11 protein-coding genes are annotated in these 13162 nt (G+C 59.2%); 7 read left to right on the plus strand and 4 right to left on the minus strand.

Annotated elements, in window-relative coordinates; all coding sequences use genetic code 11:
* Nucleotides 1-22: 22 nt before the first annotated feature.
* Both nifJ and AC13C0_RS13250 read left to right on the plus strand, forming a co-directional pair.
* Nucleotides 23-3616, plus strand: coding sequence for a pyruvate:ferredoxin (flavodoxin) oxidoreductase (gene nifJ / locus AC13C0_RS13245; RefSeq protein WP_482954534.1), 3594 nt, complete (start codon nt 23-25; stop codon nt 3614-3616).
* Entirely contained in the window at nt 3609-4601 is a 993-nt protein-coding gene (locus AC13C0_RS13250) for a dihydroorotate dehydrogenase-like protein (RefSeq protein ID WP_341580797.1), read from the plus strand. Before nifJ ends, AC13C0_RS13250 begins: the two co-directional genes overlap by 8 nt.
* A 3-nt stretch (nt 4602-4604) precedes the next feature.
* On the opposite strand, the gene AC13C0_RS13255 is transcribed toward AC13C0_RS13250, so the two are convergent.
* Nucleotides 4605-5009 carry an acyl-CoA thioesterase gene (locus tag AC13C0_RS13255; RefSeq protein WP_117618683.1) on the minus strand — a complete coding sequence of 135 codons (405 nt, stop codon included), beginning with the start codon at nt 5007-5009 and terminating at the stop codon, nt 4605-4607.
* A gap of 193 nt (nt 5010-5202) precedes the next feature.
* On the opposite strand from AC13C0_RS13255, the gene AC13C0_RS13260 reads away from it, so the two are divergent.
* The 5 genes from AC13C0_RS13260 (at nt 5203) to phoU (ending at nt 10691) form a co-directional block, all read left to right on the plus strand.
* Nucleotides 5203-6246, plus strand: coding sequence for a substrate-binding domain-containing protein (locus AC13C0_RS13260; protein ID WP_482954535.1), 1044 nt, complete (start codon nt 5203-5205; stop codon nt 6244-6246).
* Nucleotides 6247-6381: 135 nt separating this feature from the next.
* A complete protein-coding gene (gene pstC / locus AC13C0_RS13265) occupies nt 6382-7770 on the plus strand; it encodes a phosphate ABC transporter permease subunit PstC (protein WP_482954536.1) in 1389 nt (462 codons plus the stop codon).
* Complete coding sequence (gene pstA / locus AC13C0_RS13270; protein WP_482954537.1) at nt 7763-9037, plus strand: phosphate ABC transporter permease PstA; 1275 nt, start codon at nt 7763-7765, stop codon at nt 9035-9037. The genes pstC and pstA overlap by 8 nt, the downstream gene beginning before the upstream one ends.
* Before the next feature lie 10 nt (nt 9038-9047).
* Nucleotides 9048-9935 carry a phosphate ABC transporter ATP-binding protein PstB gene (gene pstB, locus AC13C0_RS13275; RefSeq protein ID WP_117618679.1) on the plus strand — a complete coding sequence of 296 codons (888 nt, stop codon included), beginning with the start codon at nt 9048-9050 and terminating at the stop codon, nt 9933-9935.
* A gap of 33 nt (nt 9936-9968) precedes the next feature.
* Nucleotides 9969-10691 carry a phosphate signaling complex protein PhoU gene (gene phoU, locus AC13C0_RS13280; RefSeq protein WP_117620366.1) on the plus strand — a complete coding sequence of 241 codons (723 nt, stop codon included), beginning with the start codon at nt 9969-9971 and terminating at the stop codon, nt 10689-10691.
* 105 nt (nt 10692-10796) lie between these two features.
* Here phoU and AC13C0_RS13285 read toward each other — a convergent pair whose 3' ends face one another.
* The 3 genes from AC13C0_RS13285 to AC13C0_RS13295 form a co-directional block, all read right to left on the minus strand.
* Nucleotides 10797-11162, minus strand: coding sequence for a histidine triad nucleotide-binding protein (locus AC13C0_RS13285; protein ID WP_117618678.1), 366 nt, complete (start codon nt 11160-11162; stop codon nt 10797-10799).
* A gap of 41 nt (nt 11163-11203) precedes the next feature.
* On the minus strand, nt 11204-12499 hold the full coding sequence (locus AC13C0_RS13290; protein ID WP_117618677.1) for an FAD-dependent monooxygenase: 1296 nt from the start codon (nt 12497-12499) through the stop codon (nt 11204-11206).
* Nucleotides 12500-12581: 82 nt separating this feature from the next.
* Nucleotides 12582-13139, minus strand: coding sequence for an aminoacyl-tRNA deacylase (locus AC13C0_RS13295; RefSeq protein WP_117618676.1), 558 nt, complete (start codon nt 13137-13139; stop codon nt 12582-12584).
* Nucleotides 13140-13162 lie beyond the last annotated feature (23 nt).

The raw sequence follows: 13162 nt of genomic DNA on the forward strand, positions 1-13162 counted from the left end.
GTTTTGACAAGGAGTGGTGTTGATGGCATTCCATACCCTGGATGGCAATGAAGCCGTGGCCTCGGTGGCCTATCGATTGAGTGAAACCATTGCCATCTACCCGATCACCCCGGCTTCGGCGATGGGTGAACACGCGGATGACTGGGCTGCGCTTGGCAAGCCTAACCTTTGGGGCCAGGTGCCGGGCGTGGTGGAAATGCAGTCCGAAGCCGGGGCTGCTGGCGCGATGCACGGAGCGCTGCAGGCGGGTTCGCTGGTGACCACGTTCACCGCCTCCCAGGGACTGCTGCTGATGCTGCCCAATCTGTTCAAGATTGCTGGCGAACTGTCGCCTTTTTGCATGCACGTTGCCGCCCGCAGTGTTGCCACCCATGCCCTGTCTATCTTCTGTGACCACTCCGATGTAATGAGCGCCCGAGGAACGGGTTTTGCGCTACTGGCCTCGGGCTCGGTGCAGGAAGCTCAGGATCTGGCCGCCATTGGCCACGCGGTAACCCTGGAAAGCCGGGTACCGGTGATGCATTTCTTTGACGGCTTCCGCACCTCCCATGAAATCGGCAAGATTGTGGCGCTCAGTGACGAGGACTTGCAGGCACTCGTGTCTCATGAAGGGGTGGAAGAACATCGCAACCGCCGGATGACCCCCGACCGGCCAGTAGTAAGGGGCACTTCCCAGAATCCGGATGCGTTTTTCCAGGCCCGGGAAGCCACCAATCCGTTCTATCGGGCATTTCCGGAACGTCTGGAAGCCGTCATGGGGCGATTTGCTGAAATCACCGGTCGCCAATATCAGCTGTTCGATTACCTTGGCCATCCGGAAGCGGAGCGAGTGGTTATCCTGATGGGGTCCGGCGCCGAGTGCGCCCACGAGACTGTGGAATGGTTGATGGCGCAGGGGGAAAAGGTGGGCGTCCTCAAGGTGCGGCTGTTCCGGCCCTTCGCCACGGACCGTTTCCTGCAGGCGCTGCCCGAGACCGTGAAACACCTGGCGGTACTGGACCGGACCAAGGAGCCCGGTGCCCAGGGCGAGCCTCTTGTGCTGGAAGTCAGCGGCGCGCTGATGGAGGCCTATAGCCGGGGCGACCGGGAGATTTTGCCCCGGGTGATCGGCGGGCGTTACGGCTTGTCCTCCCGGGAATTCACCCCGGCCATGGTCTGCGCGGTCTTTGACCAGTTAAAGGAGACGTCACCGAAAACCCGCTTTACCGTGGGCGTCCGCGACGACGTGACGCACCTGTCGCTCGACGTGGACAGCGAACTGGATATCGAATCACCGAAAACCCGCCGGGCACTGTTTTTCGGCCTTGGGGCCGATGGCACGGTCAGCAGCAACAAGGCCAGCATCAAGATCCTCGGCGAGGGCACGGATCTGTTTGCCCAGGGCCACTTTGTCTACGATTCCAAAAAATCCGGCGCTACCACCGTGTCGCACCTGCGCTTCGGGCCGCTGCCGATCCGCTCCAGCTATCAAATCCGTCAGGCCCAGTTCGTGGCCGTCCACGCGCCGCAGTTTCTGGAGCGGTTCGATGTGTTGGAACATGCGGCTCCGGGCGCCACGGTGCTGCTCAATGTGCCCTGGGCTCCGGACCAGGCCTGGGATCGGTTATCCGTGGAAGCCCAGCGGGTATTGGTCGAGCGCAAGGCCCATCTGTTCGTGATTGATGCCGCTGAGGTGGCGGAAAAGGCCGGTCTGGAGCGACGTATCAACACCGTCATGCAGGTGTGCTTCTTCGCCCTGGCGGATATCCTGCCCCGTGATGAGGCCATTGCCCAGATCAAGGAATCCATTCGCCAGACCTGGGGCCGTCGTGGGCCGGAGGTGGTGCGTCGCAATGTGGAGGCAGTGGATTCTGCCCTGGCGAACCTGCATGAAGTGTCTGTGCCGGAGGCGGTGACGGCAACCCGCCGTCGTCCGCCAAGGGTTCCGGAAGATGCGCCGGACTTCGTCCGGAAAGTCACCCGTCTGCTGATGGATGGGCAGGGTGAAAAGCTGCCAGTCAGCGCCTTTCCGCCGGACGGTACCTGGACGACCGGCACCAGCCAGTACGAGAAACGCAGCATTGCCCAGGAGATTCCGGTCTGGGAGTCGGACCTGTGTGTGCAGTGCAACTTCTGCGCGATGATCTGCCCGCACACCGCCATCACCTGCAAAGTCTTCGAGCCGGAGGCCGGCCAGGGGGCCCCGGAAACCTTCGAAGCGGTACCCGAGACCCATACCCCGGAACTGGAGGGCCTCGACTATCGGATTCAGGTGGCGCCGGATGACTGTACCGGCTGCGGTTTGTGTGTAGAGGTCTGCCCCGCCAGGGATCGGACCCAGCCAAAGCGTAAGGCCATCAACATGAGGCCGGCGGAAAAACACCGGGAAGCGGAGGCGGAAAACCTGGCGTTCTTGCGCAACCTTCCGGACGTTCCCCGGGATCGTATCCCCCGGGATTTCAAGTCGCTGCCGCTGTTAATTCCCCTGTTTGAGTATTCCGGCGCCTGCGCCGGCTGTGGCGAGACTCCGTACATTCGCCTGCTCACCCAGTTGCTGGGCGATCGCCTGCTGATTGCCAATGCCACCGGCTGCTCGTCTATTTATGGCGGCAACCTGCCCACGACGCCTTACACGGTGGATGCGGATGGCCGGGGGCCGACCTGGAACAACTCGCTGTTCGAGGATGCCGCTGAACTGGGTCTGGGCATGCGAATGGGACTGAACAAGCTGGTGGCCCGGGCCCGACAGTTGCTGGACGGACTGAAAGAGCGGCTGCCCCCCGAACTCTACGGCGCCCTGACGGGCCCCTGTGCCACTGTCGACGAGACCGCCGTGGCGGCACGGCGGGAAGCGGTGGGCTGGCTGCGTGATTGGCTGGCGGATCAGCAAGGCCCGGAGACACAGGAACTGGCCGGCCTGGCGGATGAACTGTGCCCGAAGAGTGTGTGGGTGATTGGCGGAGACGGCTGGGCCTATGATATTGGCTACGGTGGTCTGGACCACGTGCTGGCGTCGGGCCAGAATCTCAAATTGCTGGTGCTGGATACCGAGGTGTACTCCAACACCGGGGGCCAGCAATCCAAGGCTACGCCTATGGGTGCGGTTGCCAAGTTTGCCGCCGCCGGCAAGGAAACCCGCAAGAAAGATCTGGGCCTGCTGGCCATGAGCTATGGCCATGTCTACGTTGCCCAGATTGCCATGCAATCCCATAGCAATCAGACCGCCAAAGCTCTGCAGGAAGCCGAAAGCTTTGATGGCCCGGCACTGATCATTGCCCACAGCCCCTGTATTGCCCACGGCTATGATCTGGTGTATTCCCCAGCCCAGCAGCGCCGGGCGGTGGACAGTTGGGCCTGGCCGATCTATCGCTTCGACCCCCGCCGAATTCACGAGGGCCTGCCACCGTTACAACTGGACTCCGTGCGCCAGAAAGTGCCCATGAAGACCTATATGCAGGAGGAAGCCCGCTTCCGCATGCTGGAACTCAGGGATCCACAGCGGTATGAGCAACTGGTGACCGCGGCCAGCGAAGCGGCGAAGGACCAACGCGAGCTGTACATGCAACTGGCGGGCATTCACTTTGAGCCCCATGAGCCGCCAGCAGACCAGGACAAGGGAGTAGACAATCATGACTGACCTGACAATCCAGTGGCTCGGGCTCGACCTGCGCTCGCCCCTGGTGGTTGGTGCCAGCCCACTGACCGATGATCTGGACGCCCTCAAGGCCTGCGTGGATGCCGGCGCCGGTGCAGTAGTCATGCATTCGCTGTTTGAGGAGCAGTTGGTGGCGGAACAGATGGCCGCCCACCACTTTATCGATTCCCGCATCAACATGGATGCCGAGGCACGCTCGTTCTTCCCCGAATCCGAAGTGTTTGAGATGGGTTCCGGCAGCTACCTGAAACGCCTGGAACTGCTGCAAAGCGCGCTGGATGTTCCAGTGATTGCGTCGCTCAATGGCACTTCCCCCGGGGGCTGGACCCAGCATGCCCGGGAGTTGGAAAACGCCGGCGCCTCCGCCATCGAGCTCAACCTTTATGATCTGGTCACTGACCTGTCCGATACTGCCGCTACCCTGGAACAGCGCCAGACCGATGTGGTGCGCTCGGTGGTGGAGCAGGTCACCATCCCGGTCAGTGTCAAACTGTCGCCCTTCTATTCCGCGCTACCAGCTTTTGTCGCTGGCGTGGAAGCGGCGGGCGCCCGGGGGCTGGTGCTGTTCAACCGCTTCTTTCAGCCGGATATGAATCTGGATGAGCTGGAACTGAGCCGGGAGGTGGTGCTGTCCACCAACGCCGAACTGCCTCTGCGGCTGCACGGCGTTGCCATGCTGTATGGTCGGACAGGCCTTGAGATGGCCGTTTCAGGTGGCGTTCATAGTGGCGACGATGCCGCAAAGGCGATCCTGTCTGGCGCCACTGCTGTACAGGTCGTCTCAGCCTTGCTGGCTGAGGGACCCAAGGCTCTGGCCAGGATCACTGAAGAGATGACGCGCAGACTGTCCGGAATGGGCTACGACTCACTGGCCGAAGCCCGGGGCGTCCTTTCCATGGAAAACGCCCCGAACGCTCAAACCTGGGAGCGATTGAACTACGCCCGCCTGTTACATGGCTGGAGATGAAGTTCAGAGGCTTTGCTCGGGTACTTCCCGGATCCGGCCGTGTTCATCGATCGCTACATAAACGAAAAGGCCTTCGGTTACCTTGCGGGGATTCTTCGCGGTGCGGTCCAGAGTCCAGACCTCGACGTTGATCTTCATGGAGCTGCGACCGATATCGACCAGCTCGCAATAACAGCCCACCTGCGAACCAACCCGTAACGGCGACAGAAACTCCATCCGGTCCATGGCGACGGTGGCGTTGCGGCCCTGGGAAATACGACCGGCCATGGTGGCGGCGGCGATATCCATCTGTTTCACCAGCCAGCCGGCGAAGACATCGCCATTGGCGTTGGTATCGACGGGAAGGGGAATTACCTGAAGCGCCAGTTCACCACGGGGTGTGGGTTTGTCATCGTCATACGCGGTCATAGTACTGCCTTTAGCAAGCCTGGAATTGTTGTAACCCGCATGGTAGCGGGCTGAGGCGCCGCTGCAAGCAAATTTGAACATTCCGGACTATATTTCAGATGCTGTAACAAAGTTGTCACAGAGCGCCGTTAGTCTGCATCCATCGGTAAAACACATCCGACACAACGTCCAAACCGAATAATGGAGATTTGACGTGATGAAACTGAATAAAGCACTCGCGACTGTTGCGCTCGCTGGTTCCGTAGCCGTCCTGTCCGCGCCGGCCATGGCCCGTGACACCATCAGCATCGTGGGTTCCTCGACTGTTTATCCGTTCGCTACCGTGGTGGCTGAGCGCTTTGGCACCAAAACCGACTTCAGCACGCCGAAGCTTGAGTCCACTGGCTCCGGTGGTGGTATGAAGCTGTTCTGTCAGGGTGTTGGTACCCAGCACCCTGATATCACCAACGCTTCACGCCGAATGAAAACCTCCGAGTTCGAGCTTTGCCAGAAAAATGGCGTCAAGGACATCACCGAGTTCCGTATTGGTTCTGACGGCATCGTTATCGCCAGCTCCAGGAATGCCGAGAACCTCGATGTCACTCTCGAGCAGCTGTTCCTGGCTCTGGGTTCCAAGGTTCCCGTTGACGGTAAGTGGGTTGCCAACCCGAACAAAAACTGGAGCGACGTTGACTCCAGTCTGCCGAACAAGCCGATCCGTGTAATGGGTCCCCCTCCGACCTCCGGTACCCGTGACTCCTTCAACGAGCTGGTCCTGGCCGCCGGTTGTGACGAGCTGCCTGAAGCAGCGAGCCTGAGCAAGGATGAGCACAGCTCCATCTGTGAAAGCGTCCGTGAAGACGGCGCCTTCATCGAAGCGGGCGAGAACGATAACCTGATCGTTCAGAAACTGATCGGCGACACCGGTATGTACGGTGTGTTCGGTTACAGCTTCCTGGAAGAGAACGCCGATCGCCTGCAGGCTGCTACTCTCAATGGCATGGTTCCGACCGCCGAGGCGATCGCTGCTGATGAATACCCGGTTGCACGCTCCCTGTTCTTCTACGTGAAGAAAGCGCATATCGGTGTGGTACCGGGCATCCAGGAATACGTTGATGAATTTATTAGCAACGCGGCCATGGGCCAGAACGGCTACCTGAAAGACGTTGGCCTGATCGTTCCCCCGCGCGAAGCCCTGATGGACCTGATGGAAAAGTCAGAGAACATGCGCAACCTGACCCTGGATGAGCTCAAGTAATCCAGCCGTCCGGTAAAACAGGGGTGCGGGTCTCGAATGAGGCTCGCGCCCTTTTGTACGTCAGGACGACTGGTGTCAGCTCAGAGAGGAATCTGTAGACTGTGCGCCTATCTGAAGTCGAAGACAGGAACTTTCATGCAACCCGCTAATCTTCTTTTACTGACCCTGGTGCTGGCGGTTGTGGCCTACGGGCTGGGGTATGCGCGGTCCCGGTCACTGGCCATGCCATTGGGGGGTATTCGCCATCTCAAGTCTCTGCCTTTCTATTACGGGGCCCGCGCTGCGCTTTGGAGTGGCATCCCTGCGCTCGTCGTCCTGGCTCTGTGGGCAGCGCTCCAGGGAAAGGTCATTCAGTTGATCGTTATTGGCGGGTTGCCGGAAGGCCTGATGCCCGCCAGCGAAGGCGAAGCCAGTCTGCTACTCAGCAAAATCTCCAACGTTGCCAGCGGTGCCTTGCCATCGGGATTTGCAGAGGCCCCCATCGTCGAGGCCGCAGAGCGTTTGAAGGCATTGCGCTCCCAGAGCCAGTTTCTGATGTCTGCGCTTGTGATTACGGTCGCTGTTCTGGCCGGTTTCCTGGGGTGGCTGAGAATCCGGCCGCGCCTGAATGCCCGTGCTCAGGTAGAGTCCATCCTGAAGTGGGTGTTTTTCTCGTGTGCGGCCCTGGCCATTCTGACCACCGTCGGCATCATTTTTTCAGTGGCCTTCGAAACCTTCCGTTTCTTTGAAAAGGTTCCGTTTACGGAGTTTTTCTTCGGCAGTCACTGGAGCCCCCAGACTGCGCTCCGTGCTGATCAGGTTGCCTCCCAGGGAGCATTCGGGATGATTCCCCTGTTCACCGGTACCCTGCTTATTTCCGCGATTGCCATGGTGGTTGCGGTGCCGGTGGGCCTGCTGTCTGCTATTTACCTGTCTGAATACGCCAACAGGAAGGTTCGCGGAGTGGTCAAACCGTTGTTGGAAATGCTGGCGGGTATCCCCACGGTGGTTTATGGCTTCTTCGCTGCCTTGACGGTTGCGCCCTTTATCAGCGATCTGGCCGCTTCCATTGGCATCGAAGCGTCGTCGCAAAGCGCGCTGGCTGCCGGTGCTGTCATGGGTATCATGATCATCCCATTCGTATCCTCCCTGTCAGATGACGTGATCAACGCCGTACCCCAGGCGATGCGTGATGGCTCCCTTGCCCTGGGGGCGACCCAATCGGAGACCATGAAGAAGGTTATTTTCCCCGCAGCGTTGCCGGGAATCATGGGTGGCATCCTGCTGGCGGTTTCCAGGGCCATTGGCGAGACAATGATCGTGGTCATGGCCGCTGGCCTGGCTGCGAATCTGACTGCTAACCCACTGGAAACGGTCACAACCGTAACCGTTCAGATCGTCACCCTGCTCACCGGTGACCAGGAATTCGACAGCGCCAAAACGCTGGCCGCGTTTGCACTCGGTGCCATGCTCTTCCTGGCAACCCTGTTACTCAATGTGATTGCCCTGAAAGTTGTCCGCAAATATCGGGAACAGTATGACTGATAAACGTTCACAGGCGGAGATTGTCCGCCAGTCACTCAAGCGCCGGTACCGTAAGGAACGCAGGTTCCGTGCCTACGGCATTCTGGCAATCGCTATTGCCCTGGGAGCTCTGGTAATCCTGTTCACTGATATCATCGGGAAGGGTTATACCGGCTTTGTGAAAACCACCATCACGCTGGATGTGAATCTCGACCGTGAAATGATGTACCTGGACGATGCCACCGATGAGCGCCAGTTGAAGATGGCGGACTTTGTGGAGCCCCTTATTCAGGCGCTGATCAAGGAAATTCCGGGAGCGACTGAGGACGATCGGAAGCAGGTAAAAGACCTGATCAACCCGTACGCGTCTGTCGACCTTCGTGATGCGCTCAATGAGAATCCCGGTTGGCTCGGTACCACTCAGACCATGAGTTTCCTTACTCATACGGATGTTGACGTCTATGTGAAACATGCCGGGGATGAGGCCTACTCGATCAAGCTGAATGAACGGCAGCAGTCCTGGGTTGATGAGCTGCTGGAAAGAGACGTCATCGAGACCTCATTCAATGATGTGTTCTTCAGTGGTGGTGACTCCCGGGATCCGTCCAAGGCGGGCATTCTCGGGGCCATTGTCGGGTCTCTGCTCACGATGTTCGTGACCCTCATGCTTTCCTTCCCGATTGGCGTGGCTGCCGCGATCTACCTGGAAGAATTCGCACCACAGAACAGGCTTACCGATTTTATTGAGGTCAACATCAACAACCTGGCGGCTGTCCCGTCAATTATTTTCGGTCTGCTGGGTCTGGCGGTGTTCATCAACCTTTTCGGCATGCCGCGGTCTGTTCCGGCGGTCGGTGGCCTGGTACTGACCCTGATGACATTGCCAACCATCATCATATCGAGCCGCGCCGCCATCAAAAGTGTGCCGCCTTCCATTCGTGAGGCTGCCGAAGGCATTGGCGCCTCCAAGATGCAGGTGGTTCTGCACCATGTATTGCCTCTGGCCATGCCGGGTATGCTCACCGGCTCAATCATCGGTATGGCCCAGGCACTCGGAGAGACCGCGCCGCTGCTGCTGATTGGTATGGTCGCGTTTATCGTCGACGTGCCGGACGGCTTCTTCGACTCCGCAACCGTATTGCCCGTGCAGGTGTTCCTGTGGGTAGGCAGCCCCGAGCTGGCCTTTATTGAACGTGCATCAGCCGCCATTATGGTGCTGCTGACCTTCCTGATCAGTATGAATGCACTGGCGATCTGGATGCGTAAGCGTCTTGAGCGCCGGTGGTGAGGAGATTCCAATGAATAGCATTAACCCGACGATTACCAGTGAGGCGTCTCAGTCGGAAGAGGCAGCTGTCCCGATTCAGGAAGAGAAACCGGCGGAAACCATCATCGAGGAAGGCAAAACCGTCGGCAAACCGTTCTCTGACGATCCGAAGTTCAAACTTCGGGATGTTGACGTATTCTATGGTGACACCCGTGCGATCAAGAAAATCAGTCTGGATATTTCCCGCAATGAGGTCATCGCCTTTATCGGGCCTTCAGGCTGTGGTAAATCCACTTTCCTACGCTGCCTGAATCGCATGAACGACAGTATTGATATCTGTCGTGTGAAGGGGTCTTTGCAACTGGACGATCATGACATCTACGACCCCAAGCGGGATGTGGTTGAGCTGCGTGCCCGGGTCGGTATGGTGTTTCAGAAACCGAACCCGTTTCCGAAGTCGATCTACGACAACGTGGCCTACGGCCCGCGTATTCACGGCCTTGCCAACCGCAAGTCCGATCTGGACGAGATTGTCGAAAACAGTCTGCGCAAGGCCGGCCTGTGGGATGAAGCAAAGGACCGGCTGGATGCCACCGCAACGGGTATGTCCGGTGGCCAGCAGCAGCGCCTGTGTATCGCCCGGGCCATTGCTGTCAGCCCGGAAGTGATCCTGATGGATGAGCCCTGCTCCGCGCTGGACCCCATCGCGACCGCCAAGGTGGAAGAGCTGATCGCAGAGATGTCGGAGAGCTACACTATTGTTATTGTGACACACTCCATGCAGCAGGCGGCCCGGGTATCCCATCGCACGGCCTACTTCCACCTCGGGCACCTAGTGGAAGTGAACGAGACCAACAAGGTATTTACCTCGCCGGAACATGAACTGACCGAGTCCTACATAACCGGCCGTTTCGGCTGATTCCGGACCTGGGGAATTTTGGAGAACAACAGTATGCCTACGAAGAAGGACGACGTGTACGGAGATCACATCTCCAACAAGTTCAATGACGAACTGATGGCGCTCAAAACCGAGTTTCTGAAAATGGGCGGCATGGTTGAAGTCCAGGTTGAGAATGCCATTCAGGCTCTGGTGGATGGTAATGGTCATATGGCCGATGAAATCCGTGCCAACGACAAGAAAGTCGACCGGATGGAAGTAGAGATCGACGAAGAGGCGACACTGATTATCGCCCGCCGTCAGCCTACCGCCCGGGACCTGCGCCTGGTGATCTCGGTCATCAAGATGGTGGCTGATCTGGAGCGTGTGGGTGATGAGGCCAAGAAGATTGCCAAACTGGCCATCAAGCTGACCGAGGAGGGGCAGGCCCCCCGTGGTTACGTGGAAGTCCGCCATATCGGTGCCCACGTGCTCAGCATGCTCCACGATGCCCTGGATGCCTTCGCACGTCTGGACTCCGAGCAGGCCCTGCGGATCATGAAGGAAGACAAGCGGGTCGATGAGGAGTATCAGGCGGCCGCCCGTACCCTGCTGACCTTCATGATGGAAGATACCCGCAACATCTCACGGTGTATGTCGGTCATGTGGGTGCTTCGTGCCCTGGAGCGGGTCGGTGACCACGCTTGCAACATTGCCGAGAACGTGATCTTCATGGTCAAGGGCGAGGACGTTCGTCATACGCCGGTGGAAGAGGCCGAAAGAGTCGTCGGTCGCTGATCGGTTAAACATCGGAGTTAGGACTTCGTCCAGTCAAAGCTGGGGTCGAAATTGGGGTCAGATGAAAGCTTTCATCTGACCCCGTGTTCATGACCCCGTGTTCATTCAGGCCTGCTTCATCTTGTCGGTATAAGGCGGCCACCCCAGCGGCTTGCCGGCCAGGACGTGAAGGTGGATGTGAAACACCGTCTGCCCGGAATTCTCGCCGCAGTTCATGACCACCCGATAGCCGTCATCCGCAAAACCCTGTTCACTGGCAATCTTCGCTGCCACCAGATACAGGTGCCCGACCAGTTCGCGGTCAGCTTCCGTCAGGTCGTTGATGGTGGCGATGGCCTTTTTCGGGATCACCAGAAAATGCACCGGCGCCTGGGGATTGATGTCATTGAACGCCAGGCTGATGTCGTCCTCGTAAATAATGTCGGCGGGGATTTCCCGGTTGATGATCTTGGTAAAAATCGTCTCAGACATGGTGACTCCTTTCTAGTTGTAATGAGTGTCGGGTTCGGGGTTTAACGCTGGTTCAGGCCCGGAATCCGGGCGGTGACCTGTTTTAGCACGGGCGGCAACTCTTCATCGATACCCATGGCATAGCGGGCAACCCGGTTACGGGCGAAGGGCAGGGCGCGGGCGGCGCCGAGGCCGAGGTTCCGGAGCAGGTGCACCGGCGGAACCTGGTTGCTGAACAGGTGGTAGAACACATCCATGGTCAGCATCATCCGGCGGTTGGCCGGGCGGCGTTGCTGCTCGTACTGATCCAGCCATTTCCGGTCAGCCAGGTCGTCGCCGGCGCGCCTGGCTTCCCTGAGCACGCCTTGCAGTGCCTGGGCGTCCTGGAAACCGAGGTTTACGCCCTGGCCCGCCAATGGATTGATGGTGTGGGCCGAATCACCGGCCAGAACCACCCTGCCTGCGAAATAGTGCCTGGCGTGCTGCCGGGCAATGGGAAAAGAGGCCCGGGCGTCGATGTGGGTCAGCGGTGGCAGGCACGATGGGAAGGCCGACTGGATTTCGGCCATCAGTTCGTCGTCGTCCAGTGCCTTCAGGCGGGCCAGTTCATCGGGCGCATCGTACCAGACCAGCGAGCCCCAGCTCTCACCCGGAAAGTCCAGGCCAGCACTGTGCAGCGGCAGGAACGCCCGGGGACCGGAGGGGTGGAAGCCCTGCCAGGTAATGTCCTCAACCGGGCCCTGGTAGCGCACGGAGATCACCATGGCCTGCTGGCCATACTGGTTCCGGGTGGTGCCGATGCCGGCGAGATCCCGGACCCGGGACCGGGCGCCATCAGCGCCGATCACCAGGGCTGCGGTGAGTTCGCGACCGTCGTCCAGGGTAACGGTGGCCGATTCACTGGACAGGGCCAGCGATGAAATGCCGTGTCCGTGAATCAGGGTCACCCGTGGTTCTGCCTCCGCGGTCTGCCAGAGCGCCTGCTGGGTTACCGGGTTCTCGACGATATGGCCGAGATGGTGGGCGCCCAGTTCCGTTGCGTCGAATTCAACTGCAATCAGTTTCCGGGGCACGAGGTTTTGAAGTGGATACCGGGTTTCATCCCACACCGCAAGCCGCTGGTAGGGCGTTGCCCGCATGTTAAGGATTTTGTTCCAGGCATCGATGCTCCGGAGGTAACGTTCACTACCGGCGCTCAGGGCGGATACCCGGATATCCGGGCTGGCTTGCGGGTCGAAGACGGGTGGGGGAGCACGATCAACCACGGCGACACTGAAGCCACTCTGGCCGAGGCCAGTGGCCAGGGCAGCTCCGACCATGCCGGCGCCAACAACCACAATATCAAAGGCTTGAGTCATATCGGTTTCCTGTCTGATGCCCTCAGTTTACGCGATGACAGCGGTCAGACAAGAGATCGGGATCAAGCCGGCATGAAAAGTGTCAGTACCCTGCCATGCCGAATACCCGCTGTTTCGCGGTGTCGTCAGGCCGGCGGCGGTTTTTGACCAGCCAGGCGGGCTTCTGGGCTCCGGGTTTGGTAAAGCCCTGGTTCAGGACCATTGGCTGAACCAGGGTGAGAAAATCCGGTGTTTTCATGTGAACCGATTCGGTATGGCTGCCAGCAGCGAAAGCGAGTTCGGGCTGTTCGGTCAGGGCCTCGGCGCAGTACACGGTCATGCCGAACAGGTTGCCAAATGGCGGCATGGCGCCCACTTCACAATCCGGAAACCGGTCCTGGAATTCCTGTTCATCGGCAAGATCAAGAAAGTCGGTCTCGAGAATCCGGGACAGCCTGTCCCAGCGGATGCGCCAGGTAGCCGGCATGACCAGCATGGCCATTTTGCCATCCAGCTCGATGATCACGGTTTTGACGACGCGGTCGCCGGCAATCTTTACGTGGTGGGCCAGTTCCTGGGCGGTAAACGCAGGGGGGTGAGAGAGGCACATGTATTCCACATTTGCCTCTTCGAGGAATTCCTTCAACTGCTGTACCGGCATAGTGACCACCTCCTACCAGCAAT

The sequence above is a fragment of the Marinobacter sp. B-21 genome (assembly GCF_056857895.1).